This is a genomic window from Bacillus sp. ms-22, assembly GCF_009759805.1.
Taxonomy (GTDB): Bacteria; Bacillota; Bacilli; order Bacillales; family Bacillaceae; genus Bacillus; species Bacillus xiamenensis.
This window is the reverse complement of sequence record NZ_CP046653.1, coordinates 2,810,239-2,836,319: the sequence shown is the minus strand read 5'-3', so window position 1 is coordinate 2,836,319 and position 26,081 is coordinate 2,810,239. Positions and strand designations below refer to the sequence as shown.

Sequence of the window (26,081 nt, the reverse complement as noted above, 5' to 3'; positions counted from 1 at the left end):
TTTCGCGATAGAAAAGCTTTTTTACTCATTTTCTTGCTGGAACTTTTTCATAAAGTCCGCAAGTTTTTGGCAGTCTTCTATAGAGACCGCATTGTAAATAGATGCTCTGCATCCACCAACAGAACGGTGGCCGGCAAGTCCAACCATTTGTTCTTGTTTTGCTTTCTCTACAAAGGATGCGGTGAGCGCATCATCACGAAGGGTGAATGTGATATTCATATGCGAACGGCTGTCAGCGCGTGCATGTCCTTTGTAAAAACCGCCGCTTTGATCAATCGTATCATAGAGAATCGCTGCTTTTTGTTCATTGCGTTTTTCTGCTGCTTCTACGCCGCCAGCATGTTTGACATGCTCAAGGACAAGAGACAGCATATAAATGGCAAAAGTCGGTGGTGTGTGATAAAGAGAATTGGCTTTCGTGTGTGTTGAATATTTTAAAATTTTAGGTGTGCCGCTTTTTTCTTTCTCTAATAAACGTTTGCGCGCGATCACAATCGTGATACCAGAAGGCCCAAGGTTTTTTTGTGCCCCTGCATAAATGAAATCAAATGAAGAAACGTCTATTTTTTTGCTGAGAATATCACTGGACATGTCCGCAATGAGCGGAAGCGATGTGTTTGGGAACGTTTTCCACTGAGTACCGAAAATCGTATTGTTCGATGTGATGTGCAGGTAAGCACCCTCTGTTAAACTGGACGTATCTACTTCTGGAATATACGAATAGTTGTCGTCTTCGCTTGAAGCAAACACAGACGTGTGACCAAACACTTTTGCTTCTGACAATGCTTTTTCTGACCAGGCTCCTGTTTGAATGAAATGAGCGGTTTCGCCTTCGTGTAAGAAGTTCATTGGAATCATCGCAAATTGAAGACTTGCTCCGCCTTGTAAAAAGAGGACCTCATAGTCTTCTGGAATGTCCATCAGCTCCACCAAAAGCGCTTTTGCTTTATTGTGGACCTCTTCGTATTCACTGCTGCGATGAGAAAGTTCCATCACAGACATCCCGGTTTGTTTAAAATCAACAAGTTCTTCCTGTGCTTTTTGAAGCACTTCTAGCGGCAGTGCCGCCGGACCAGCATTAAAATTCGTCGTTCGCTTCATCACAATCTCTCCCTATTTCTCGCGTTAATGGATCAAAAGATAAAACCATCCTATCACAAATTTGAGGGATTTGGACAAAAAAATTGAATCGTCCTAAATATCTTACTATTCAGGAGATGTAAGCTCTAAAAAAGAGGCAGACAAAAGAAAAACCTCATCAATTAAGATGAGGTGAGCCGCGTATGGATGGCAGAAGAAATGTCTTTTAAATCCTCTGATGTGTATTGATCTTGATGTGATTTCCATACTGCGCCAAAGCCATCTCCTTTGCCGTAGCGCGGAATGATGTGCATATGGTAATGGAACACAGATTGTCCGGCTTTTTCGCCGTTGTTGTTGAGGAGATTTAAACCAATTGGTTCAAATTCCTGTTTAATGGCCCTTGCAATCTTTGGAATCGCTTGGAAGTAGTGATTCGACACGTCTGGTGTCATGTCATAAATGTTTTCTTTATGTATTTTCGGGATTACAAGGGTATGTCCTTTTGTCACTTGGCTAATATCAAGAAAAGCCAATACATGCTCGTCTTCATATACTTTTGCACATGGAATGTCTCCATCAATAATCTTGCAAAAAATGCAGTCGCTCACGCCATGTCACTCCTCATTCTTTTTCTTTATCGTATCACAAAAAGAAACAAAAAAGAAAACAGGACAAGCGAACTCCTTTGGTCGCTCATCCTGTTCCTGCAGAAGAAATGCCGATGTTTTCATTTGATATGCCTTTTTGAATTCTCTATTTACTGAAATAAAGAATTCATATGCCTGCTATTTCTGCCGTAAACACCTCATTTGACGTTTTGGTTTGTCGTATACAACATTGTATAGGACACAAAAATCAAGAATCAGTGAAGCAAAACAGAAGCTAAGGTTTTTAGATGAAAAACCAACTTGTCATGCGGTTCTTTGCCTTTAACAAACACCTCATTTACGTATTGGTCATCAAGTTCATTTCTTCTACATACATTATGATGACCAAGGCGCCTGTGTTTTATTCATGGCCAGTCTATAGGTAAACATTTCAAATTATCTTTCGTTTTTGGTACTATAAAGGAAAAAAGAAAGAAAGGAACGAAGTGATGTCCCTTTTAACTGTAAAAGATGTAACGGGTGGATATACGAAGAATCCCGTTCTGAAAAATATTTCATTTGAATTAGAAAGAAACCAAATCGTTGGCCTCATTGGTCTAAACGGGGCGGGAAAAAGTACAACCATTCGTCATATTATTGGGTTAATGAAACCGCATAAAGGTGTTATTGAATTAAACGGACGAACCCTTCAAGAAGATCAAGAGGCGTATCGTTCGCAATTTACGTTTATTCCAGAGACACCTGTTCTATATGAAGAATTAACATTAAAAGAGCATTTAGAGCTGACGGCGATGGCTTACGGCCTTTCAAAAGAACAATTAGAAGAACGTTTGCCATCATTGCTGAAAGAATTTCGAATGGAGAAACGGCTGAAATGGTTCCCTGCTCATTTTTCTAAAGGAATGAAGCAGAAGGTCATGATCATGTGTGCGTTCCTGGTAGAACCAGAGCTGTATATCATTGATGAACCGTTTTTAGGGCTTGATCCGCTTGCGATAAATGCCCTATTGGAACGAATGAATGCTGCGAAGAAAAACGGTGCTAGTGTCCTGATGTCAACGCATATTTTGGCAACGGCTGAACGCTACTGTGATTCCTTTATTATTTTGCATGAAGGGGAAATAAGAGCGAAAGGAACACTGACTGAGCTGAGAGAGCAGTTCAACATGAGAGATGCGACACTTGATGATCTTTATTTGGAATTAACAAAGGAAGAAAGCTATGAGTAAAACAACGCAAACCATTTGGAAATCACGATTAGAGGAACACGTACAGGAAACAAGAAAATACTTAAAATACATGTTCAATGATCACCTTGTTATTGTGCTGATCTTTTTCCTTGCCGGCGGCGCAAGCTGGTATAGCAATTGGCTGAAACATATTCCAGCTCACTTCCCGTCATACTGGGTCATGGCAGTTGTTTTCTCATTGGTGCTGACAAGCTCCTACGTGCGAACGTTGATCAAAGAGGCTGACCTCGTGTTTTTGCTTCCTTTGGAAGGGAAGATGGAGCCTTATTTAAAACATGCTTTTAACTTCAGCTTCCTTTCTCAGCTGTTTCCTTTAATTGCCGTATCGATTATTGCTCTTCCGCTTTATTCGGCTGTCTCAACAGGAGACCTCATGCTGTATGTGCTGATTTTGGCGCAAATGATATTGATCAAGGGTCTGAATACAGCGATTCAGTGGAGAATGACTTATTTCCCAGGAAAACATGTCAGATGGCTTGATGCGGCGATTCGTTTTCTATTGAACACGATTATCATGTATACCGTTTTACAGGCAGCCTATGCGATTGCAATTGTTTTTTACATTTTATATGCCGTTTATCTGATTTATTTAACAAATGCAGTAAAAAAACAGCCTTTTCAATGGGAATTGCATATTTCTGATGAATTAAAACGGAAGCAGCGCTTTTATCGTTTGGCGAACTTATTTACAGATGTCCCTCATTTAAAGAAACAAGTGAAAAGAAGGGCATACTTGGACTGGATTTTGCAGTTTGTTCCCTATGAGCAGCGCAAAGCTTTTTCATACATGTATGTGAGGGCGTTTTTACGTTCAAATGACTATTTTGGCCTTGTGTTTAGGTTAACGGTCGTGTTTGTGCTCATTATCCTGTATACCGGTGCAGCTGATTGGGTGGGGGCATTACTCGTTTTGTTCACAGTATTTATTACAGGTGTACAGCTTGTCCCATTAACGAAGCACTTTGCACATCTTTCGTTACAGGCACTTTATCCAGTCGCTCAGACGGAAAAGGAACGGAGCTTTTTTGTACTCGTCCGCAATGTGCTCATCATCCAGTCGATTGTGCTTAGCTGCGCCGTTTTGCCAGCAGGAGGATGGAAGGGAAGCGGACTTGCTCTTCTCATTTCATTGGCATTTGTGCTGGTGCTGTTCAAGCCTTACGTTCAAAGCCGATTAAAAAAGATGAGATAAGCGGAGAAATGTTCTTTACAGCGAGCGGATGACATCGAGGAGGGGACCGGATGAATGCAGCTGAACGAGATTTGTATGAAGAGGCTATTCTTTTTCGAACGCGTTTTTTAAGAAAACCTTCAAAGATCGAGCGGATTTCAAAAGGAGTTCAGCAGCAAGTGAACCGGCGAATCCCTGCTCGATTTCACCAAGTCATCACAAGTGCGGTCAAAACAATGGTGGAATCCACTGTATCAGGAACACACTTTACTTCATTTTCAGTGATCGATGACCAATTGTCTATCGTAGAGAGAAATGAGCTGGCAAAGGATCGAGTGAAATATTATCAAAAGGCAGCTGCGATTGAAGGCATTGGAACAGGTGCGGGTGGGTTGTTCCTCGGAATGGCGGATTTTCCGCTGCTGCTGAGCATTAAGATGAAATGTCTTTATGAGCTCGCATGTATTTACGGCTTTGATTTGTCTCAAAAAGAGGAAAGACTCTTTTTGCTCTGTATTTTTCAACTCGCGTTCTCAGGCAGTGAACATCGTCATAAAATGATGAAAATCATTGAGGATTGGGAAACAAGCCGAGAGGAAATGGATTGGTACAGCTTTCAGCAGGAATATCGAGATTATATTGATCTGGTCAAGCTGTTTCAATTAATGCCAGTGGTCGGTGCCGCAGTTGGCGGGGTAGCAAATCATCAGCTGACAGGACAGCTTGGAGATGTCGCACGTCATGTGTTTCACTTGCGAATATTGGAAGAAAAGAAGTGAAAAAGCCGCTGATCAGCGGCTTTTTTTTATTCGTCGTAGGAAAGGACGGCATGAGCAAGTACCTTTGCTGCGACAGGCATGGCTTTTTCGTTGACATCAAATTTCGGATGATGATGTGGATACACATCCTGGCTGTTTTCTGGCATGGCCCCTGTGAAGAAGAAGGTGCCAGGGACATGTTGAAGGTAGTAAGCAAAATCTTCTCCGCCCATTTGGGTCTCTGCTTCTTTTACTTCTGTGACTCCTTCTGTCTGTTTGGCTATTTCAGCAATATATTCAGTTGGCGCAGGGTGATTTTTGACAGCAGGATAGCCTCTCACATATTCATATGTGTAAGATGCATCGTGCATGTGGCAAACCCCTTTCACCACCTGTTCAATTTCACGTTCAATGATGTGGCGTGCACTTTCTTCAAAAGACCGTGCAGTACCGGTTAAGACAGCTGAGTCTGCAATCACGTTAAAGGCATTCTCAGCGACAAATCCCCCAACAGATACCACTGCGGAATCAATCGGATTAACTTTACGGGCAACGACTTGCTGAAGATTAGCGACAATTTGTGAACCGATGAGGACGGCATCTTTTGTGAGGTGAGGCTGTGCGCCGTGTCCGCCTTTCCCTTGGACTTGAATAGAGAAACGGTCGGCGGCAGCCATAAAGTTCCCGCTTTTATAAAGAACAGTGCCACAAGGCTCTGAAGACCAAAGGTGTGTGCCGAAAATGACATCAACTCCGTCTAAACAGCCGTCCTCAATCATCGGCTTAGCACCGCCGGGGGCATATTCTTCAGCGTGCTGATGGATGAGAACGATTTTTCCTTTTAACTGATCCCGGTGCTCATGCAAAATTTTCGCTAATACAAGAAGCGTCGCAGTATGCCCATCGTGACCGCATGCGTGCATGACCCCAGGCTTTGTCGACCGGTAAGGCACATCCTTTTCATCGTGAATAGGAAGTGCATCAAAATCAGCTCTAAGGGCAATGGTCGGCCCTGGTAAAGCTCCATCAATAAAGGCCAAAACGCCATGACCGCCTACCTGAGTACGTGTCGGTATATGTAATGTGTCATAGTAGTTTGCGATGAAAGCGGCAGTTTCTTCTTCCTGAAAAGAAAGTTCTGGATTCATATGGAGATGGCGTCTAATTTCAACCATTTCCTCATAATGTTCATCAAGACGCTCATTGATCTTTTTGTGTAAAGTGGATACTGTCATTGATCCGAAAACCTCCCTTATGCTCTTTTACTGATTGTATGGCAATTGTTAGAATCTTTCAACAAAAGAGGATTTCGTGAACGACTGACAAGGTCATTTTACATAAAAGTCGAAGAGTGATATGAAGCTGGAAAAAAGGGGGAGAGGGATTGGGAAGCTGTCCAAATTGTTCAAAAGCATTTTCTTTCGTCGAAAAATTTCAATTATCACTTGCGAGAATCATGCTCTGTCCAAGCTGCCGGCACCAAATCAAAGAAACGTTCGTTTCGAAGATGAGTTTTTTCATGATCTGCTTGATTCCACTGTTGGTGCTGCTTATTCAGATGAAAGGTGCTTCACCTATGCTGAAGTGGCCGATCTTATTAGGATGGATTTTGCTGAATTTTTATGTGCTTCAGCCGATCATTCATCGGTACGAGCTAAAGGAAAGGCATTGAAAGCCCAGCAGAAGGGCTTTCAGCGTGTAGACAAGCCCTCGCATTCTTTGTCAGTCCTGCGTGCCGGTGCTCACGAATGTTAAATTCGCTCCGCGCCGGTACTCGTCCTTCCTAGACTGCAAAGGTTTTCATGTCACGCTGAAAAGAAGACAAAGGGCTAAAATCAAGTTCATTTTAGCCCTTTGTCAACAATCCGAGTTTTTTCATGAAAAGAAGTGCGAAAAGCACTTCCTTAATGGTCTGTGACGGCATGATAGGATGTGAGATAGGCAGGGCGGGAGAAGATGGAACCTGTATCCTCGTGTGGCTGAAAAAAGGCTTCTGACTCTTGAAAGTCTTGAAATAAGTCTTCTGATTCCCAAAGGGTCAAAATCAAGTAAACCTCTTCATCCTTTTTTGGTCTTAACACACGAAGTGCCTGAAAGCCGCGCTGATGTTCTGAAATGTTAGTTTTTTTCTGAAAGGTGGATTCAAAAAGTGCCCTGCTCTCGAGCTTTACAGGGATATGATTTAAAGTGACGAAACCAGATTGGACAAGCTCGCCTTTCGAATAAATCACATCATAGGCATGGGGCGCTTTAAAGACCGTCTCACCCTCCGTTTCATGAAAAAGAGCCGCTTGTTCTTTCCCGACCATATAAAGCAGATTTTCCAGATGGTGCTTTTTTGCGATTTTTTGCAAAAAGTCTGCTGTTCCATATGTAATATAGAAATTCATCTAAACCGCCTCCTGCTTGATAGTATAACAAAAGAATGATATATAATTCTTTGGTAGTCAATCCATAAAACATATTATGAAGCAATACATCCCATACTATCCGTATAAAGGAATGAGGTGACCTAATTTGAAGAAAAAGAAGATAATCATTCCATTAGTCATAGCAGGAAGTACGCTCGTGCTTTCATTTATTGGCTATCTGACCATTTTGTTTTTAGGACATTATGTTATAGATGAGAAGAAGCTCGTTTTTCACGCTTCCTCAAAAATCATTGATCAGAATGGAAAAGAACTCACAAGCATGTATTCGGAAAATCGGGACCCTGTGTCATTAAAGGAGGTCCCTGATAAAGTGGCGAAGGCTTTTGTTGCTGTAGAGGACAAGCGCTTTTATGAGCATCATGGAATTGATGCACAATCTATTTCAAGGGCGATTTATCGAGATATATTAGCAGGTGGAAAGGTAGAGGGCGGCAGTACGATCACCCAGCAGCTTGCCAAAAATATTTTTCTCACAAACGATAAAACGTTTCTTCGAAAAACAAAAGAAGTCATTATTGCTATTAATTTAGAAAGAGATTACTCAAAGGATAAGCTGCTTGAGATGTATTTGAATCAGCTTTACTTCGGCCACGGCGTCTATGGCATTCAAGCAGCCGCCAATTACTATTTCAGTAAAGATGTAAAAGATTTAACTGTCAGTGAGGGGGCTACGCTTGCCGCAATGCCAAAGGCACCGTCAACGTATTCGCCTGTTTTACACCCAGATAAAAATAAACAAAGACGAGATACCATCCTGAATTTAATGAATGAACAAGGATATTTGTCATCTACAGAGACAGTAGAAGCAAAAGGAAGAACATTGGGCATCCACTTGAAAAAGAAATCAGAAACACCTTGGGTGGACAGCTATGTCGATCTCATCATAAAAGAAGCAGAATCACAGTATTCGATTTCACATGAGCAATTGCTTCAAGGCGGCTATACCATTACGGTACCCATCGATATGAATTTGCAAAAAGTCGCCTATGAAGCAATGAAAAACAACCGTTATTTCCCGGGAAAAAGCGGCTCGCCAGAAAGCAGTGCAGTGTTTATTGATAATGTGTCTGGGGGAGTAAAAGCAGCCGTTGGCGGACGGGAATATCAGGCAAGAGGATACAACAGGGTAACGGCTCTGAGACAGCCTGGATCTGTTTTTAAGCCGATAGCAGTGTATGGCCCAGCGTTGCAGGAGAAAAAATTCAGACCTTATTCACTCCTTGAAGACAAAGAAAAAAGCTATGACGGCTATTCACCAAAGAATTACGATGGACAGTATGAAGGACAAGTTACGATGGTAGATGCCCTCATGAAAAGTAAAAATACAGCTGCTGTATGGACGTTAAGTCAGCTTGGCATTGACACCTCTAAATCTTATCTTGAAAAGATGGGGATTGATATTTCGGATAAAGGACTTGCCATAGCACTTGGCGGTTTAGAAAAAGGGGTTTCTCCATTGCAGATTGCTGGAGCCTTTCATACATTCGCAAATGAAGGCGTCTATAAAAAGCCTTTCTTCATTCAGAAAATTAGCAATGATGAAGGAGAAACCGTTGAAAAAAATCGAAACAAGCAAGAACGAGTGTTTAGTGTGCAAAACGCTTGGAATATGACAAGAATGCTGCAGCAGGTCGTCAAAGGCGGTACAGCTCAGAGCGGTTCATATGCCGGGGATTTAGCAGGTAAAACAGGTACAACCACTTATTCGGGTGTGAAAGGTGCAACAAAAGATGCTTGGTTTGCTGGCTATACACCTAGTACAACGGGTGCGATCTGGATGGGGTATGACAAAACCGATAACAGCCATTATTTAACCGGCGGCAGTCAGTATCCAGTGCAGTTATTTAAAGATATCTTGACGACAGCCCAAATCACCAATGAAACCTTCGAGAAACCAGAGGGGATTAAAGAACTTCAATCGCCGATCCATTTAGAAGGATTGTCAGGCTTTGAAGCACGTTATGTGTTTAAAATCAAAGGGCTGTTTACATTGGAGCTGTCATGGGATGAACAGGAGGACAAACGCGTCGAGTATCGCATTTATGAAAAGAGAAATGGAAGCGAGACACTGATCGACTCAGTAACAGGAACAAATAGCTATACAATGCCGTTTGCGAATGTGTTTTCAGATGCAGAGTATAAGGTTGTTCCATACAATACTCAAACAAAAGAAGAAGGCGAAGGCAGTTCTTACGTCAAGCCAGAGACTTTTGGTCGTTAATATTCGGCGATTTTTTGAACATTGAGCCGCTTTAGTATACCGTGCCTTGAAAAAGCGGTATAGTAAAAGCAGTGTTTGAGCCTTATACAAAGAGAGTGTGAGGCGAAAGGTGGAATGAAAGGTAATGGGAAAAACGAAGGGTTTTAACGACACGTTCTTAAAGGCGTGCAAAGGGGAACAAACAGACCATGTACCTGTTTGGTATATGAGACAGGCAGGACGCTCACAGCCTGAATATCGTGCCCTCAAAGAAAAATACGGGCTATTTGAAATTACGCATCAGCCAGAGCTATGTGCTTATGTAACAAGACTTCCTGTAGAACAATATGGTGTAGATGCCGCTATTTTATATAAAGATATTATGACCCCGCTTCCAGCGATTGGAGTGGACGTTGAAATTAAAAATGGGATTGGACCTGTGATTGATTCACCTATTCGGACAAAGGCGGATATTGACCGTCTTGGCGAGCTTCATCCTGAAGAAGACCTGCCATATGTGCTTGATACGATCAAGCTGTTAACGAAGGAGCAGCTGAATGTGCCGCTTATTGGTTTTGCAGGCGCCCCTTTTACGATGGCAAGCTACATGATAGAAGGCGGTCCATCTAAAAATTATCATAAAACGAAGGCGCTCATGTACAGTGAGCCAGAGACATGGATGCTGCTAATGAACAAATTAGCTGATATGACGATCACGTACATACGGGCACAGGTGAAAGCGGGAGTTCGTGCATTTCAAATCTTCGACTCTTGGGTTGGCGCTTTAAATGCAGCGGATTACCGGACATTTATAAAGCCGGTCATGCAGCGTATTTTCACAGAGCTGAAGTCTGAAAATGTACCAATGATTATGTACGGAGTTGGTGCAAGTCATCTAGCGAAAGATTGGCATGACCTGCCGCTTGATGTCGTTGGACTTGATTGGCGTATGAGTGTAGACGAAGCGCGTAAAGAAGGGTTAACCAAAACATTACAAGGAAACCTTGATCCAACGATTTTACTTTCTCCTTGGGAAGTAATTGAAGAAAGAGCAAAAGACATTTTAGATCAAGGGATGAAATCAGATCACTTCATCTTTAACCTAGGTCATGGGGTATTTCCTGATGTTTCACCAGAAACGTTAAAGAAGCTGACAGATTTTATTCACGACTACTCAGCTAAACATAAAAAAACATCCATTTAAACTATTTCAAATGATCAGAAGGAGTGTTGGTTGTGGAGAAAAAGAAAATGGGGCTTCTTGTTATGGCATATGGCACCCCATATAAAGAAGAAGACATTGAACGTTACTATACACATATTCGCAGAGGCAGAAAGCCGGAGCCAGAGATGCTGCAAGATTTAAAGGATCGTTATAAGGCCATCGGTGGTATTTCTCCTTTATCAAAAATTACAGAGCAGCAAGCAAACGGTTTGTGTGAACATTTGAATCATATCCAGGACGAGATTGAATTTCATGTGTACATTGGTTTAAAACATATCGAGCCTTTCATTGAGGATGCGGTTGCTGACATGCACAAGGATGGCATCACAGAAGCTGTAAGTATTGTCCTCGCGCCGCACTTTTCCACATTTAGTGTGAAATCGTATAACAAACGTGCCCAAGATGAGGCAGATAAGCTGGGTAATCTGAAAATCACTTCTGTTGAAAGCTGGTATGATGAGCCGAAGTTTGTAGATTATTGGGTCAAACAAGTGAAAGATACGTATGCATCCATGAGTCAAGAAGAACGAGAATCAGCCGTGCTGATTGTGTCTGCACACAGCCTTCCTGAAAAAATCATTGCAGCAGGAGACCCATACCCTGATCAGCTCGCGCAATCTGCCAAAATGATTGCTGAAGGTGCAGGGATTGAGCATTATGAAATTGGCTGGCAAAGTGAAGGCAATACGCCTGATCCATGGCTTGGACCAGATGTGCAAGATTTAACGCGTGACCTGTTTGAACAAAAAGGCTATAAAACGTTCGTATACGTGCCTGTTGGATTTGTCGCTGATCATCTTGAAGTGTTATACGACAACGATTATGAATGTAAAGTTGTAACAGATGAAATTGGCGCAGCCTACTATCGTCCCGAAATGCCAAATGCGAAACCGGCATTTATTGATGCACTAGCAGCAGTCGTATTAAAGAAGCTTAACGAAAGCAAGTAATCATATAAAAGAAGGCGATCCTATGCATGACAATCAAAAACACCTTGTCATCATTGGCGGCGGCATCACTGGTTTGGCTGCCGCCTTCTATTTGGAAAAGGAAGTCGAAGAAAAAGGTCTTCCTATCCAAATATCACTTATCGAAGCGAGTCCTAGGCTAGGTGGAAAAATACAAACCTTATATAAAGATGGCTATATCATTGAACGTGGACCTGATTCATTTTTAGAAAGAAAGGTCAGTGGACCGCAGCTGGCAAAGGATGTCGGTCTAGCCGATCAGCTCGTCAATAATGAAACGGGGCAAGCGTATGTATTAGTCAATGAAACCCTTCATCCAATGCCAAAGGGAGCTGTTATGGGGATTCCAACTCAAATCAGCCCTTTCATTACAACTGGGCTTTTTTCAGTTGCAGGAAAAGCAAGAGCAGCGATGGATTTCATTTTGCCAAAAAGCAAACAAACAGAGGATCAGTCACTGGGAGAATTTTTTAGAAGACGCGTGGGTGATGAAGTGGTGGAGAATCTAATTGAGCCGCTTTTATCAGGCATTTACGCAGGTGATATTGACCGTCTGAGCCTAATGTCCACCTTCCCGCAGTTCTATCAAACAGAACAAAAGCATCGCAGTTTGATTCTTGGCATGAAAAAATCACAGCAGCACGCGAAAGCGCAGCAAGTGACAGCGAAAAAGCAAGGGCAGTTCCAGACCATCAATCAAGGGCTGCAAGCACTTGTTGAAGCGGTAGAAAGTAAACTCAAGCTGACGACGATTTACAAAGGGACAAAAGTGACCAAGATTGAAAAAACAGATGGAGGCTATGGCGTTCAATTAGACAGCGGCCAAACGCTTTATGCAGATTCAGCCATTGTCACAACCCCTCATCAATCAATCTATTCAATGTTTCCAAAAGAAGCAGGACTTGAGTACCTGCATGAGATGACATCTACCTCTGTTGCAACAGTGGCTCTCGGTTTTAAAGAAGAGGATGTCCACAATGAATATGATGGTACCGGTTTTGTCATCTCAAGAAATAGTGATTTCTCCATTACAGCCTGTACGTGGACAAATAAGAAATGGCCACACACAGCACCTAAAGGAAAAACATTGCTGCGTGCATATGTTGGGAAAGCGGGCGATGAATCAATTGTCGAGCAGTCAGATCATCAAATTGTCAGCATCGTGCTGGAAGATTTGAAGAAAATCATGGATATTAAAGCAGATCCAGAGCTGACGACAGTGACTCGCTGGAAGACGAGCATGCCGCAATATCATGTGGGGCATCAAAAAAAGATTTCTCAAATGCGAGAAACGTTTAAGCAATCATATCCTGGTATTTATATCACAGGTGCTGCTTTCGAAGGTGTTGGAATCCCTGATTGTATTGATCAAGGAAAAGCGGCCATCTCAGAAGCTGTATCTTATCTATTTTCATAAAAATGAACTCCCTTTTCTGTCATGGAAAGGGAGTTTTTCATGTTCGTATGTTTCGAAAAGAGTGGTGAATAATAAAATGTAACAAAGTTGTTGCATCTGAGGAAAGGGATGTGGTATATTACTTTCTGTACTTAATGACCAAAACGTTCAAATAGTCATTTTGGGAGTGAGATCATGAGTGTTGATAGGAGACAAATGATTTTAGATGGAGCCACAAAGGCGTTTACTCAATTCGGGTATAAAGCCACGACAATGGACCTTGTAGCAAAGCTTGCCAACGTCGGAAAAGGAACGATTTATACCTTTTTCAAAAACAAAGAAGAGCTGTTTGATGAAATTTTCACATCACTGTTGATGGAGATGAGGAAAATTGCGGACGAAGCGATAGATGAGAAGAATACGTTCTCTGAAAACCTTCACTTAGCACTCTTTGCAATATTAGAATTTAGAAAAAACCACCAGCTCACCATTAAAATCTTTCAGGAAAATGCGGAGCTTGGCACGTCAGCGGTCAAAGAAATGATAGAAAAAATGGAGCAGATGATTATTCGCTATATTAAAACAAAAGTAAAAGAAGCGATTGAAAAAGGCGACATTAAGCCCTGTGATCCTGAATTGACGGCATTTGTGATGGTGAAACTATATATTGCACTTATTTTTGATTGGGAAAAGCGATACGAGCCTTTAACAAAAGAAGAGGTAGCCGAATCGCTCGAGCTTTATGTACTCAAAGGACTGTCTGCAACAACGTAATTTTTTTTTGAGTTCAAATGACCAAATTGCCAATTTAGTCATTCATCAATGGGAGGAAAACAGCAATGAATTTAATTCGGAATCAATGGAAAGACATTGTGACGAGCAAAAAACTACTGATCCCGATTTTAGCTGTCTTATTTATTCCACTGATTTATAGTGGTGTATTTTTAAAAGCTTACTGGGATCCATATGGTACAGTTGATCAATTACCTGTAGCGGTTGTCAACTTGGATGAAGGCAGTCATTATGACGGCAAAACCCTTCAAGTGGGCGATGATTTAGTGAAGGAATTGAAGAAGAACAATAGTTTTAAATGGCACTTTGTCGATAGTGAAGAAAAGGCCATCAAGGGCTTAAATAACGAGGACTATTACCTCGTCGTTGAAATTCCGAAAGATTTCTCGAAAAACGCGAGTACAGTGCTAGACAAACATCCAAAAAAATCGAATCTGAAATATTATACGAATCCAGGTGCAAACTATGCTGCGTCACAAATTGCGAATAATGCCATTATCAAATTAAAAGATTCGGTTTCAAAGGAAGTCACAGAAAATTATGCAGAGGTCATCTTTGATAACTTCAAAACGATTGCAAAAGGGTTAGATCAAGCAAGCGATGGGGCGAAGAAAATTGATGACGGAACAAAAAGTGCAAAAGATGGCAGTAAAAAGTTAAAAGACAATTTGGCGAAATTGGCAGAAGGAACGTTAACCTATAGTGAAGGTGTTCATCAGTTCGCAGGAAAAATGGGTGAGCTGAACACTGGAATTCAATCTCTTGACAGCGGTCTTGGTCAGCTCTTAACAGGCTATCAAACGATCGATCAGAAATTTGGAGAACTTGGTACAGGAATTGATACATTGACCGAAGGGTTAAACACAAGCCTTAAAGGACATCAGCAGCTTGCTTCTAAAATGCCGCAATTCACAGCAGGCATTGAACAGCTCAATCATAAAGCACAGTCATTTTCAGAAAAAATTGCAGCCGTCGAAAAAGTATTATCTTCACCAGAATTAGCGAATCTTGAAAAGATGGCGCCTAAGATAGACCAGGTGAAAAAAGACGCAAAAACATTGAATACCAAACTTGCTTCTTTAAACGAAGCGTTATCAAATCGAGATGCAAAAGTAAAAAGCATTATTCAAAACAGCTCGATGACAGATGAAGAGAAAAAGGCAGCAATGGATCAGCTCGAAAGCCTTCCTAAGATCGAACTACCTGACCTGTCTGGACTTGAACAAAGCTTAGCGGCCTTGCAGGAACTGCCTGACGCAAGCGAAATTCAATCTGCGGTTGCTTCGGCAAAAGCACAGCTGCAGCAAGTCAAGCAGCTACCAAACAAAACAGAACAGCTGTACACATCGACAGTTGCGATACAAAACGCCATTGATCAAATGACGTCTGGTACGAATCAATTGTATCAAGGGGCACTGAAGCTTCAAACCGGTCAAGGGCAATTACAAGAAGGTCTGCAAACTGCAAATGGCAAGCTTGATACAGCGAAAAGCGGTGCAGATAAGCTTGCAAATGGATCAAGCCAGCTTAGCGCAGCCTTAAATAAGCTGGAAAGTGGATCGGAGAGTATCCAAAGCAACTCATCTAAGCTTGCTGAGGGCTCAAAATCCCTTGATAAAGGATTGGGTGACTTAAAGAGCGGGACAGGGAAGCTGTCCGATAAATTAAAAAGTGCAGCAGATGAAACAGGAGAAATTGATGCGGGTCAGGACAATTACAATATGATTGCCAGCCCCGTTAAAACAGAGAATGATACAGCGAAAAAGATTGATAATTATGGAACAGGGCTCACGCCTTATATTTTATCTATGGGACTCTTTGTAGGGGCTCTCATGCTGACCGTTGTATTCCCAATGAAAGACCCTGCTGGACGCCCTAGAAATGCGTTTGAATGGTTTGTCAGCAAATATAGTGTGCTCCTGCTCGTTGGTATCTTACAGGCAGTGATTGCAAGCTCCATGCTCATCTTTGGACTTGGACTTGAGGTGGAAAGCCTCTGGCGCTTCTATCTCTTTGCCATTATTGTGAGTCTGACGTTCCTAGCGATCATTCAGCTTCTGGCGACAACAATGGGGAACCCAGGTCGCTTCATCGCTGTTATTATCTTGGTTCTTCAGCTTGCAGCAAGTGCGGGTACATTCCCGCTTGAGCTTGTACCAAAATTCTTCCAAGTCATTCATAGTCTGCTTCCAATGACATATACAATCAATGGATTTAGAACGATCATTGCAAGCGGTAATGACAGCTATTTATGGCACCAAGCAGCGATCCTTGGAACAGTTGCCATCGTCATGATGGCCGCAACAACAGCATACTTTGCTTGGAACATCAGAAAAATGAAACAAGAAGAAGCTTAATCAAGGAATCCTTTCTCTTCATCGAGAAAGGATTTTTCTATGAGAAATTAGACATCAGGAACCCGAAACGATATATTTTAAGTAGAGATGCTGAAAAAGGCATGCTTGGAAGGAATGACTTGCAGACAAAGGAGGAAATGCCGAATGACAACTGAAGTAAATGAAACGATTCAACTCATTCAAAAGCTCGTATCGATCCCAAGTCCATCAGGAAATACAGAAAAGGTGATCGGCTTTGTTGAACGTTTTTTACAAGATTTAAAGATCGAAACAAAGCGAAATCGAAAAGGTGGATTAATTGCCACAATTAAAGGGACGGATGACCAGGAGCATCGCATGCTGACAGCACATGTCGATACGCTTGGTGCGATGGTAAAGGAAATTAAATCAAATGGCCGGCTGCGTCTTGCACTCATTGGAGGCTTTCAATATAACTCGATAGAAGGCGAGTATTGTGAAATTGAAACAGCATCAGGCCGTACATACACAGGAACCATTCTCATGCATCAAACGTCAGTTCACGTATACGAAGATGCTGGAAAAGCGAAACGAAATCAAGAAAATATGGAGATTCGCCTAGATGAAAAGGTGAAAAATGCAGACGAAGTCAAAGCACTTGGCATTCAAGTAGGAGACTTTATCTCGTTTGATCCTAGAGTGGAAGTGACACCTTCAGGCTTTATTAAATCAAGACATCTGGATGATAAGGCAAGTGTGGCGTTATTGCTGCGATTAATTCACCGCATTCAAACAGAAAACATCACACTGCCGCATACGACGCACTTCTTAATTTCAAATAATGAAGAAATCGGCTACGGTGGAAATTCGAATATTCCTGAAGAAACGGTAGAATATATGGCTGTTGATATGGGAGCCATCGGTGATGGTCAATCAACCGATGAATACAGTGTATCAATTTGTGTGAAAGATTCAAGCGGCCCCTATCATTATGGTTTGCGCAAGCATTTAGCAGCATTAGCTGAAGCCAATGAAATTGATTACCGACTTGATATTTACCCTTATTATGGCTCTGATGCGTCAGCGGCGATTAGAGCAGGGCATGATATCATTCATGGACTGATTGGACCTGGCATTGACGCTTCACATGCGTTTGAAAGAACACATGAAGATTCACTGATTCATACAGCCAATCTCCTGTACCACTATGTTCGATCGAAATTAATCACAGCATAAAAAAAGAACCCCGATAGCAGGGGTTCTTTTTCATTAGCTTGATAGTTGTGTTGGCTGAGGAACATCTTGTCCAGTCATCACACGATGTCCTTTTTCAGGGTCATATTGCCCTTCCCACTTAGACATCACGACAGCTGCAAGTGCATTACCTGTTAAGTTAACAACAGTTCTGGCCATATCCATGATACGGTCAACACCTGCAATAAATGCTAAGCCTTCAGCAGGTACACCGATCGTTCCCAGTGTTGCAAGTAATACAACAAATGAAGTACCAGGAACGGCAGCCATTCCTTTAGATGTGACCATCAGCACAAGAACAAGAGTGAGCTGCTGGACGATGGTGAGATCAATGCCATATACCTGTGCAAGGAAAAGCGCAGCGATGGCTTGATACAAGACGGAACCGTCCAGGTTAAACGTATAACCAATTGGAATGACGAAAGAGACAATTCCTTTTGGACACCCGATGCGCTCCATTTTATCCATCACTCTCGGTAAAACTGTTTCAGAGCTGGATGTACTAAAGGCGAGAAGGACTTCGTCTTTCATGTAAGCAAGAAATCTGAAAATATTGACGCCAATCATCTTTCCAATAATTCCGAATACAACAATAAGGAAGAGTGCGAGCGCAAAATAAACAAGACCTACGAGCTTACCTAATGAAATAAGCGATTCAAGACCAAATTTTGATACTGTCACACCAATGAGCGCAAATACACCAAATGGTGCAGCTTTCATCACAACATTGACGACATGGAACATCGCATGTGATACACCTTCAAAGAAGGCGAGCACTGGTTTGCCGCGTTCACCAATAGCTGAAACGCCTAGTGCAAATAACACAGTGAAGAAAATAATCGCAAGCAAATCACCTTCCCCTAAGGATTGGAAGAAGTTCGTCGGAACGATATGAAGGAACGTATCAGCAACTGATTTACTGCTTTGTTCTTTTTCCGTTTCAACATACTGGCTAATATCTTGTTTTTCCGTATGTCCAAAGTCAACGCCTGCACCCGGTTGAACGAAGTTAGCAAGCACAAGACCAAGGATGATCGCAAATGTTGTGATAATTTCAAAATAAAGAATGGTTCTAAAACCAAGCTTCCCTACTTTTTTACCATCACCGGCACCTGCAACACCTAAAATCAAGCTAGATACGACAATCGGAATGACAATCATCTTAATGAGTCGTAAGAAGAAGTCTCCAATTGGTTTTAAATACGTCTCAACACCAGGGTTACCGAAAAAGATCGCACCAACCACGACACCGAGAATCAGACCGATTAGGATTTGAGTAGCTAATCCAAATTTTAATTTTTTCATAGATTTCCTCCCTAACATATTCATTAAAGGAATATTCCCATTATATTAAGTTTTAATATACGAATTAAAGTATAACTAAAATTAAAGAGGTTCGTCCACGATTAAATTATATTTGGAAAATACAAAATTATTTGAAAAAATGGACACTTCGAACCTCCTTCGTTGTTTTCAGTCAATAAAAAGTGACTTACGAACTAAAAGTCATCATATAAAAATACTAAAAACCCCTTGTATATCAGGGGTTTTACCTTTTTACCTATTTTTCAGAAAAAATAAAAAGCACTTTTGCCTCCAACTGACGACGGAGGCAAAAAGTGCTTTTTTATTGAATTTATTTCCTTATTTAAGATAACTTACTTGTGAGCATTCCTCACATTCATTACCGTAACACTCGTGCTGTTCCATTAAATCATTTCCACATTTTGTGCATTTTTTTGAAGGCAAATTTCTAAAAAACTCAGTGATTTTCCCTAGCATTTGTCATCCTCCAATACATTTTGTTGCTATCATTGTATTATAACAGATTTATAATTGTCAATCTGTTTTGTAACAATAGGCAAGAAGAATGCTTTTTCCATGAAAAATGGGTATATTGTAAGAAAGGGATTTTTAGAAAAGGAGGGAAAAATGACGATGAAATTAACGGTGATTGGTTGCTATGGAGGGTTTCCGGCAGCTGGTGAAGCAACATCAGGTTATCTGTTGGAATCAGATGGTTTTCGGCTGCTTGTCGACTGCGGGAGCGGTGTTCTGTCAAAGCTTCAGCAATACATTGATATAGAAGAACTTGATGCTGTTCTCCTTTCTCATTATCATCACGATCATATTGCAGATATCGGACCTCTCCAATATGCGAAATTAGTGGGGGATCATTTAGGAAAAAGCAGCGGCCTGCTTCCGATCTATGGACATACTGGTGACCAAGAAGCATTTCAGCGGCTCTCGGATGATGTACATACAAAGGCAAAACCTTATCATCCGGAAAAGGGGATTCAAATTGGCCCATTTCACATTGATTTTTTGAGAACGGTTCATCCGGCAGAATGCTATGCGATGAGAATTCAAGCAGATGGTGCTGTGGTGGTGTATACAGCGGACTCAAGCTATCAAGATGCATTTATCCCTTTTAGTCAGGATGCCGATCTACTCATTGCCGAAAGCAACTTTTATGCAGGACAAGACGGATCAGGTGCAGGTCATATGAACAGCACTGAAGTAGGGAAGGTGGCCAGTGAAGCAAATGTGGGGGAACTCATCATCACTCACCTGCCTCATTTCGGGCGGCATAAAGACCTAGTCAATGAAGCACAGGCGTTATATACTGGCAGTATACAGCTTGCCTATTCAGGGCTTATATGGAACAAGGAAGGAAGATAGAGATGCTGTTTATCGATAACGAACAACATTATGATCCAATGATTAATTTAGCAATTGAAGAGTATTGCTTAAAATATTTAGATCCAGAAGAAACGTATTTGCTGTTTTACATCAACCAGCCGTCCATTATTATTGGCAAGAACCAAAATACAATAGAAGAAATTAATACAAAATATGTAGAAGAGAATGGAATCAAAGTTGTTCGCCGTCTATCTGGCGGTGGTGCAGTTTACCATGACAAAGGAAACTTAAACTTCAGCTTTATCACAAAAGACGATGGGGACAGCTTTCATAACTTTAAGAAATTCACGGAGCCAGTCATCAAAGCGCTTGAAAAGCTAGGAGTCAAAGCTGAATTAAGCGGCAGAAATGACATCATGGCAGAAGGACGTAAAATTTCTGGAAATGCTCAATTCGCAACGCGGGGCCGTATTTTCAGTCATGGCACCCTGCTATTTGATTCGGAAATTGAGCATGTCGTTTCTGCATTAAATGTGAAAAAAGAAAAGATTGAATCTAAAGGGATTAAGTCCATTAGAAGCAGAGTCGCCAATATTAGTGATTTGATGGATCAAAAGATGACGACAGAAGAATTTAGAAACATTCTTTTAAGCTACATTTTTGATACGAATGGGGACGTGCCTCAATATAAGTTGACAGAAAAGGATTGGGAAAAGATTCATGAGATTTCTCGGGATCGATATCAAAAATGGGAATGGAACTATGGCCGTTCTCCGAAGTTTAATTTGCAGCACTCAAAACGTTTCCCAGCTGGCTCTATTGATCTTCGATTAGAGGTGAAAAAAGGCATCATTCAGGACTGCAAAATCTTTGGTGACTTCTTTGGTGTGGGCGATATAGCCGATATAGAACAAAGACTGATCGGAAAACAATATGATCGGAAAACAATTAGTGATGTATTAGAAGATATGGATATGCGCCATTATTTCGGCAACGTATCGAAGGAAGACTTTCTTGATTTGATTTACTAAGCGGAAAGCACGGCTTGAGATAGCTGTGCTTTTTTAACGAAAAGAAATGAGAGCGTTTTACATTTGATCTTGTGAATGTTTTCGATTGTCTATTATAATAGAAAGGAGGAATGTTTGGCCTCAAAATGAATGGCTATTCATTCATTGACGATGCATAAGGGGTGGGAGAATGGATTTGATCAAAAATCTTGAGCAGACTGCGATGACCAAGGGCGAAAATGTGGCACTGATTTTTGAAGGAAACAAGTGGACCTATCGAGAACTCATGACAAGTATCGAGCGTTTTGCAGATGGTTTAGTTAACGAAGGGTTTCAAGCTGGAGATCATATTGCGCTGATTTTAGGAAATTCACCACATTTTGTTATTTCATTTTTTGGAGCATTAAAGGCAGGGCTTGTTGTTGTACCCGTCAATCCAACATATACGCCAAGTGAAATCGGATATATGCTGATCACAGGTGATGTAAAAGGCATTGTCGCACCGGATCAGCTTCTGCCGGTGTACGAGCAGGTGTATGAACAGCTTCCGTCCATTGAACGAGTGATTATTTGTGCAGAAAATGAATTTGTGTGCAGATCAAGTTTAAAAGAAGTATCTGATCGCCTTGTCTTCTTTGGAAAGCTTGTGTCTGGAGATGCGCCAGAAGCTGAACATCCTACCAGACAATCTGACGATACGGCGGTTATTTTATTTACATCTGGCACTACAGGAAAACCAAAGGGTGCGATGCTCACGCATTTGAACCTGTATTCAAATGCAAGGGATATTGCTGAGTACCTATCGATTGATGAAAAGGACAAGGTCATTGCTGCTCTGCCGATGTTCCATGTATTTTGTTTAACAGTCTGTATGAATGCACCGTTGATTCATGGTGCGGCCATTTATGTTCTGCCGCATTTCAGCCCATCAGAGCTTTTACGCATGATGGAGAAAGAAAAACCAACACTATTTGTTGGTGTCCCAACCATGTATAACTATTTATATCACCAAGACGGCCACGATGAAGCGATGAAATCAGTGAGAATTTGTATATCAGGCGGTGCCTCGATGCCTGTTGCTTTACTTCACGGTTTTGAGAAAAAATTCGGTGTCACGGTGCTGGAGGGCTATGGATTATCAGAGGCCTCCCCAGTGACTGCATTCAATCCCCTTGACGGAAAAAGAAAACCAGGATCGGTCGGGACAGATATTATGAATGTGAAGAATAAGATCGTGAATGAACTTGGAGAGGAAGTCGGTCCGAATGAAGTCGGAGAACTCATTGCAAAAGGGCCAAACATTATGAAAGGCTATTATCAAATGCCAGAAGATACAGAGGCAGTACTGAGGGACGGCTGGCTGTATACAGGAGATTTGGCGAGAAGAGATGAAGACGGATATATTTATATTGTTGATCGAAAAAAGGATATGATTCTTGTTGGCGGGTATAATGTTTACCCAAGAGAAGTAGAAGAAGTGCTTTATCAACATGAAGCTGTAGCAGAAGCCGTTGTCATCGGTGTGCCAGATCCAAACACAGGAGAGGCTGTCGTCTGTTACATTTCCCCTAAGAAACATGCTCACATCAATCATGATGACATCATCACTCATTGTTCACGCTATTTGGCGAAGTATAAGCAGCCCCAAACGATCCATTTCATAGATGATATTCCTAAAAACACGACTGGCAAAATTTTAAGAAGAGCCCTAAAGGACAAGTACCAAGCAGAAGCAAGTAAGTAAAAAAAGGGAGTCTCTTATGAAGAGGCTCCTTTTTGAATCGCTTCGTGTATTTGTTTCCGAAAGGAATTTGACTGTTTTGGATTTAATTCATAATATGTGCCATCCACTAAAAACACGACTTGAGATCGATTGGTCCATAGCTGAAAAGTAGTGCCATTTGTTCGTCCGAACATCACCTTGGCGATATAATCTGGCTTTTTTAAATTCTTCTTAAGATGATTGCTCGTTTGTTTACCTTTGTTTAATTGTTCGATGACATCTTCAGCTGTATCTTTATCATCAATTTCATAAGAAATAGACTGGTTCGTCGGTGAAAGCAATAATTTCTCTGCTCGATTCTCATCGAAGATTTCACTTGTCCGGCTGAACACATAAAAGAAGGTGATCAGTAAAAGTCCAAAGATCACAATTCCTGCAAGGATTTTCTTCATGATGAACCTCCAACTCACTGTTTTACCGTTAGTTTCTCCGATTTTTGAGAAGCATAATCATTTTTTTCGCTCGAGCTTTTTCAGATGGGGCATGCTATGATGGAGCCACATGAGACAGGTTCTAAACAAAAATGTACATGATTAGAATAAGTAGAGAAATGGAAAGGAGGCTGACCAGTGCGAGTACGTAAATGGATAGCTCTTGCAACGGTAGCATACATAGTGTACGGTCTTTTTATTTATTCTTATTTGTTTCTAATGGGGGATTCATCTGTTCCTGACAGTGTGAAAGGGACAAGTGCAGACCCGCATACATTTATGACAAGTCATGAGCTTGTGATCAGTGAGAGTTACTCGAACATCCGTCATCTGCTATACTTTATGACCATCCCATTGGATTGGTATGTCTTTTTCCTTTTGCTTATTTCTGGGTTTTCACGGAAATTAGCAGATTGGAGCTTGGCAGCAGCTCGTTTTCAATTTTTAAGCCAACTTGTTTATGTTTTTATACTGTCGCTTTTGACGATGCTGGTTACACTGCCTTTCAAGTGGATTAGCTATCAGCTTTCCTTGCACTACGGTGTATCTGCTCAAAGCACAGCAAGCTGGTTAAAAGACCAAACACTGGATTTCTGGATTCAATATCCGCTTCTTGTTCTATGTACGGTCGTGTTCTTTTGGCTCATTCAAAAGAGAAGGAAGTTATGGTGGCTGTATGCCTGGTGTTTGACAGTACCAGTCACACTTTTTCTTTTTTTTATACAGCCGGTCGTCATTGACCCCCTATATAACGATTTTTATCCATTAAAGGATCAAGCGCTTGAGAAAAAGATCTTAACCCTTGCAGAAAAAGCGCATATCCCCGCAGATCATGTATATGAAGTCAATATGTCGGAGAAAACAAACACGATGAACGCTTATGTAACAGGAATTGGTGAAAATAAGCGGATTGTCTTATGGGATACGACACTTCAAAAGCTAAAAGACCGTGAAATTTTATTTATTATGGCACATGAAATGGGACATTACGTCATGAAGCATGTTTATATCGGCCTAGCAGGATATTTGGTGCTGTCACTGGCCGGATTATTTGCCATTGACCGTCTTTATTTTTACCTTTATCAAAGGGGAGCTGCTCTATTTCGTCTGAAGGGGCCCTATGACGTCGCTGCTCTTCCGCTTCTTTTGGTCATTGTCTCCATGCTGTCATTTGCAGCTTCTCCGTTTACAAATGCTGTGTCGAGGCATCAAGAACGGGCTGCTGATGAATATGCCGTGAACCTGACAAAGGATGGGGAGGCGGGGGTGACGTCGTTTCAAAAGCTTGCAAAATCAGGGCTGTCCCAAGTCAATCCGCCGCTTTTAGTGAAAATATTTCGCTATGGACATCCAACGATGATGGAGAGAATCATCGATATGGAAAAGGCAGCAAAAAAAGAGGAAACGTCAAAAAAGCAATAAACAAATAACATCCGGCTGATCCAGCCGGATGTTTTGATCATACTTTTTTAGTTAGCAGCCGCTTGAACGTTAATTAATCCCTTTCCGTAATAGAACGAGCTACCAAGCGGAGTGGCTGTATTTTCTAAACGCTGGCGCACCTGCGTATTTGTTAGGTTCGGGTGCTTAGACAGAATAAGCGCTGCTGCTCCTGCTACATGAGGAGAAGCCATAGATGTCCCGGTATAAGATGCATATCCACTGCTTGGTACTGTACTTAAAATGGACGTACCAGGTGCAGAAACATCTAATTCAGGACCTGCACTAGAAGATGAGTTTCTTACATTGTTGCTGTTCACATTAGCAACGGCAATCGTAGAATCATATTTTGCTGGATAGCCAACGGTGCTTGTAGAGCCACTGGAACCTGAATTTCCTGCTGCGGCAACAACCACCACTCCGCGATTATTTGCTGTATCTACAGCATTTTTAAGCGCTGTGGAACCACTTGGTCCGCCTAAACTCATATTGATCACATCCATATTATTGGCAACAGCCCATTCAATACCGCTAATAATCCAGCTGTATTGTCCATCGCCGTTACGGTCTAACACTTTAACGGCATACAAGGAGGCACTTGGTGCGACACCAAGAACACCAATTGTGTTATCAAGGGCAGCAATGGTTCCTGCTACGTGAGTTCCGTGTGATTGAAAATCTTGGGTGGCATTTGGCTCTGAAGGGACGAAGCTTGCACCGCCTGCAACATTTAAGTCAGGGTGTGCAGCGTGGATACCAGTATCAAGGACAGCTACTTTCACATTAGCACCTTTATAACCTTGAGCGTGTACTGCTGGAGCTTTGATTTGAGGGATACCATAAGGGACGGTTTGTGCATATGCTTCTGCTTTGTAGTCTTCTTCTACATAATCAATGCTAGGGTCATGTTCAAGTTTTTTTGCGGCTTGTTCGGACATTTTTACTTGTGCAGCATTAATGAGGCGATATTGCTTTTCTAATGTCCCACCATTTTGAGTGACCGCTTGTTTTTTAGAGCTGTTTGTGGTGGCAGAAGCTTTGAAGCCAACAATATAGCTTTTTTCACTTTCTGACTTTGAGGCCGTTTCGGCATTTGCCATAGAGCCTCCAAACCCTGCTGAAAACAGAAGAGGGACAGCCAATAAAACACTTGTCATCACATTTTTCTTTTTCACGCACATTCCACATCCCTTTTTTCTTATTTCAGAATAATCATCTATAGTCTATAAGAATGACCCGTTTGATTATTCTGTATTTTCAGTTTAAGGGAGATAGGCAAATAAGAGTAGGCCTGAATTTTTGTGAAAGTCCTAGCGAAAAAT

Annotated in this window: 23 protein-coding genes; 15 read left to right on the top strand and 8 right to left on the bottom strand. The window is 41.6% G+C overall.

The features are described from left to right. Positions 1-21 precede the first annotated feature (21 nt). Both serC and GPA07_RS14775 read right to left on the bottom strand, forming a co-directional pair. A complete protein-coding gene (gene serC / locus GPA07_RS14780) occupies positions 22-1,101 on the bottom strand; it encodes a 3-phosphoserine/phosphohydroxythreonine transaminase (RefSeq protein WP_071167829.1) in 1,080 nt (359 codons plus the stop codon). A 161-nt stretch (positions 1,102-1,262) separates the two neighbouring features. Continuing rightward, positions 1,263-1,691 (bottom strand): HIT family protein, encoded by a 429-nt coding sequence (locus tag GPA07_RS14775; RefSeq protein WP_008361144.1) that lies wholly within the window; start codon positions 1,689-1,691, stop codon positions 1,263-1,265. A gap of 488 nt (positions 1,692-2,179) precedes the next feature. Between GPA07_RS14775 and GPA07_RS14770 the strand changes: the two genes are divergently transcribed. Genes GPA07_RS14770 through GPA07_RS14760 form a run of 3 tightly spaced genes read left to right on the top strand, consistent with a single transcriptional unit; the run spans position 2,180 to position 4,891 of the window. Continuing rightward, positions 2,180-2,920: an ABC transporter ATP-binding protein gene (locus tag GPA07_RS14770; protein ID WP_008361146.1), complete on the top strand. Its 741-nt coding sequence runs from the start codon at positions 2,180-2,182 to the stop codon at positions 2,918-2,920. Beyond that, positions 2,913-4,133, top strand: coding sequence for an ABC transporter permease (locus tag GPA07_RS14765; protein WP_071167828.1), 1,221 nt, complete (start codon positions 2,913-2,915; stop codon positions 4,131-4,133). Before GPA07_RS14770 ends, GPA07_RS14765 begins: the two co-directional genes overlap by 8 nt. A 50-nt stretch (positions 4,134-4,183) precedes the next feature. Then, positions 4,184-4,891 (top strand): EcsC family protein, encoded by a 708-nt coding sequence (locus tag GPA07_RS14760; RefSeq protein WP_071167827.1) that lies wholly within the window; start codon positions 4,184-4,186, stop codon positions 4,889-4,891. A 26-nt stretch (positions 4,892-4,917) separates the two neighbouring features. Here GPA07_RS14760 and GPA07_RS14755 read toward each other — a convergent pair whose 3' ends face one another. After that, positions 4,918-6,105, bottom strand: coding sequence for a M20 family metallopeptidase (locus tag GPA07_RS14755; protein WP_008361153.1), 1,188 nt, complete (start codon positions 6,103-6,105; stop codon positions 4,918-4,920). A 166-nt stretch (positions 6,106-6,271) separates the two neighbouring features. On the opposite strand from GPA07_RS14755, the gene GPA07_RS18880 reads away from it, so the two are divergent. Then, the gene (locus GPA07_RS18880; protein ID WP_232532053.1) at positions 6,272-6,625 is read left to right on the top strand and encodes a hypothetical protein; all 354 of its coding nucleotides are present in this window, start codon (positions 6,272-6,274) and stop codon (positions 6,623-6,625) included. A gap of 149 nt (positions 6,626-6,774) precedes the next feature. On the opposite strand, the gene GPA07_RS14745 is transcribed toward GPA07_RS18880, so the two are convergent. Then, a complete protein-coding gene (locus GPA07_RS14745) occupies positions 6,775-7,260 on the bottom strand; it encodes an antibiotic biosynthesis monooxygenase family protein (protein WP_071167826.1) in 486 nt (161 codons plus the stop codon). 127 nt (positions 7,261-7,387) lie between these two features. Between GPA07_RS14745 and GPA07_RS14740 the strand changes: the two genes are divergently transcribed. From GPA07_RS14740 to GPA07_RS14710, 7 genes are all read left to right on the top strand, one after another. Further along, positions 7,388-9,523 (top strand): transglycosylase domain-containing protein, encoded by a 2,136-nt coding sequence (locus GPA07_RS14740; protein WP_157292880.1) that lies wholly within the window; start codon positions 7,388-7,390, stop codon positions 9,521-9,523. 124 nt (positions 9,524-9,647) lie between these two features. After that, complete coding sequence (gene hemE / locus GPA07_RS14735) at positions 9,648-10,706, top strand: uroporphyrinogen decarboxylase (protein WP_157292879.1); 1,059 nt, start codon at positions 9,648-9,650, stop codon at positions 10,704-10,706. Between the two features lie 32 nt (positions 10,707-10,738). Then, positions 10,739-11,677 (top strand): ferrochelatase, encoded by a 939-nt coding sequence (gene hemH, locus GPA07_RS14730; RefSeq protein WP_008359015.1) that lies wholly within the window; start codon positions 10,739-10,741, stop codon positions 11,675-11,677. 22 nt (positions 11,678-11,699) lie between these two features. Beyond that, a complete protein-coding gene (hemY, locus tag GPA07_RS14725) occupies positions 11,700-13,112 on the top strand; it encodes a protoporphyrinogen oxidase (protein ID WP_071167824.1) in 1,413 nt (470 codons plus the stop codon). 174 nt (positions 13,113-13,286) lie between these two features. Beyond that, entirely contained in the window at positions 13,287-13,865 is a 579-nt protein-coding gene (locus GPA07_RS14720; RefSeq protein WP_008359019.1) for a TetR/AcrR family transcriptional regulator, read from the top strand. Between the two features lie 65 nt (positions 13,866-13,930). Beyond that, a complete protein-coding gene (locus GPA07_RS14715; RefSeq protein ID WP_008359021.1) occupies positions 13,931-16,240 on the top strand; it encodes a YhgE/Pip domain-containing protein in 2,310 nt (769 codons plus the stop codon). Positions 16,241-16,384: 144 nt separating this feature from the next. Continuing rightward, the gene (locus GPA07_RS14710) at positions 16,385-17,434 is read left to right on the top strand and encodes a M42 family metallopeptidase (protein ID WP_157292878.1); all 1,050 of its coding nucleotides are present in this window, start codon (positions 16,385-16,387) and stop codon (positions 17,432-17,434) included. Between the two features lie 33 nt (positions 17,435-17,467). Here the strand turns inward: GPA07_RS14710 and GPA07_RS14705 are convergent, their stop codons facing one another. Then, the gene (locus GPA07_RS14705; protein ID WP_008359027.1) at positions 17,468-18,757 is read right to left on the bottom strand and encodes a glutamate/proton symporter GltT; all 1,290 of its coding nucleotides are present in this window, start codon (positions 18,755-18,757) and stop codon (positions 17,468-17,470) included. A gap of 339 nt (positions 18,758-19,096) precedes the next feature. Next, on the bottom strand, positions 19,097-19,234 hold the full coding sequence (gene yhfH / locus GPA07_RS14700) for a protein YhfH (RefSeq protein WP_008359029.1): 138 nt from the start codon (positions 19,232-19,234) through the stop codon (positions 19,097-19,099). Positions 19,235-19,390: 156 nt separating this feature from the next. Between yhfH and GPA07_RS14695 the strand changes: the two genes are divergently transcribed. From GPA07_RS14695 to GPA07_RS14685, 3 genes are all read left to right on the top strand, one after another. Beyond that, the gene (locus GPA07_RS14695; protein WP_198303856.1) at positions 19,391-20,134 is read left to right on the top strand and encodes an MBL fold metallo-hydrolase; all 744 of its coding nucleotides are present in this window, start codon (positions 19,391-19,393) and stop codon (positions 20,132-20,134) included. Between the two features lie 2 nt (positions 20,135-20,136). Beyond that, positions 20,137-21,126 (top strand): lipoate--protein ligase, encoded by a 990-nt coding sequence (locus tag GPA07_RS14690; protein WP_071167821.1) that lies wholly within the window; start codon positions 20,137-20,139, stop codon positions 21,124-21,126. A 169-nt stretch (positions 21,127-21,295) separates the two neighbouring features. Further along, positions 21,296-22,849, top strand: a complete 1,554-nt coding sequence (locus tag GPA07_RS14685) for a fatty acid--CoA ligase family protein (RefSeq protein WP_157292876.1) — start codon at positions 21,296-21,298, stop codon at positions 22,847-22,849. 14 nt (positions 22,850-22,863) lie between these two features. On the opposite strand, the gene GPA07_RS14680 is transcribed toward GPA07_RS14685, so the two are convergent. Continuing rightward, positions 22,864-23,280, bottom strand: coding sequence for a YhfM domain-containing protein (locus tag GPA07_RS14680; protein WP_071167820.1), 417 nt, complete (start codon positions 23,278-23,280; stop codon positions 22,864-22,866). Positions 23,281-23,457: 177 nt separating this feature from the next. On the opposite strand from GPA07_RS14680, the gene GPA07_RS14675 reads away from it, so the two are divergent. Further along, positions 23,458-24,741 carry a M48 family metallopeptidase gene (locus GPA07_RS14675; RefSeq protein WP_157292875.1) on the top strand — a complete coding sequence of 428 codons (1,284 nt, stop codon included), beginning with the start codon at positions 23,458-23,460 and terminating at the stop codon, positions 24,739-24,741. Between the two features lie 47 nt (positions 24,742-24,788). On the opposite strand, the gene GPA07_RS14670 is transcribed toward GPA07_RS14675, so the two are convergent. Next, entirely contained in the window at positions 24,789-25,934 is a 1,146-nt protein-coding gene (locus tag GPA07_RS14670; protein WP_008359041.1) for a serine alkaline protease SapB, read from the bottom strand. Positions 25,935-26,081 lie beyond the last annotated feature (147 nt).

Excerpts from the sequence above, each read along its gene's own strand:
- GPA07_RS14685 (WP_157292876.1), top strand. The coding sequence starts at position 21,296 with ATGGATTTGATCAAAAATCTTGAGCAGACTGCGATGACCAAGGGCGAA.
- GPA07_RS14755 (WP_008361153.1), bottom strand. The coding sequence starts at position 6,105 with ATGACAGTATCCACTTTACACAAAAAGATCAATGAGCGTCTTGATGAA.
- GPA07_RS14720 (WP_008359019.1), top strand. The coding sequence starts at position 13,287 with ATGAGTGTTGATAGGAGACAAATGATTTTAGATGGAGCCACAAAGGCG.
- GPA07_RS14710 (WP_157292878.1), top strand. The coding sequence starts at position 16,385 with ATGACAACTGAAGTAAATGAAACGATTCAACTCATTCAAAAGCTCGTA.
- GPA07_RS14705 (WP_008359027.1), bottom strand. The coding sequence starts at position 18,757 with ATGAAAAAATTAAAATTTGGATTAGCTACTCAAATCCTAATCGGTCTG.
- GPA07_RS14715 (WP_008359021.1), top strand. The coding sequence starts at position 13,931 with ATGAATTTAATTCGGAATCAATGGAAAGACATTGTGACGAGCAAAAAA.
- hemY (WP_071167824.1), top strand. The coding sequence starts at position 11,700 with ATGCATGACAATCAAAAACACCTTGTCATCATTGGCGGCGGCATCACT.
- hemE (WP_157292879.1), top strand. The coding sequence starts at position 9,648 with ATGGGAAAAACGAAGGGTTTTAACGACACGTTCTTAAAGGCGTGCAAA.
- yhfH (WP_008359029.1), bottom strand. The coding sequence starts at position 19,234 with ATGCTAGGGAAAATCACTGAGTTTTTTAGAAATTTGCCTTCAAAAAAA.
- GPA07_RS14680 (WP_071167820.1), bottom strand. The coding sequence starts at position 23,280 with ATGAAGAAAATCCTTGCAGGAATTGTGATCTTTGGACTTTTACTGATC.
- GPA07_RS14745 (WP_071167826.1), bottom strand. The coding sequence starts at position 7,260 with ATGAATTTCTATATTACATATGGAACAGCAGACTTTTTGCAAAAAATC.
- GPA07_RS14690 (WP_071167821.1), top strand. The coding sequence starts at position 20,137 with ATGCTGTTTATCGATAACGAACAACATTATGATCCAATGATTAATTTA.
- serC (WP_071167829.1), bottom strand. The coding sequence starts at position 1,101 with ATGAAGCGAACGACGAATTTTAATGCTGGTCCGGCGGCACTGCCGCTA.
- GPA07_RS14770 (WP_008361146.1), top strand. The coding sequence starts at position 2,180 with ATGTCCCTTTTAACTGTAAAAGATGTAACGGGTGGATATACGAAGAAT.
- GPA07_RS14760 (WP_071167827.1), top strand. The coding sequence starts at position 4,184 with ATGAATGCAGCTGAACGAGATTTGTATGAAGAGGCTATTCTTTTTCGA.
- GPA07_RS14765 (WP_071167828.1), top strand. The coding sequence starts at position 2,913 with ATGAGTAAAACAACGCAAACCATTTGGAAATCACGATTAGAGGAACAC.
- GPA07_RS14695 (WP_198303856.1), top strand. The coding sequence starts at position 19,391 with ATGAAATTAACGGTGATTGGTTGCTATGGAGGGTTTCCGGCAGCTGGT.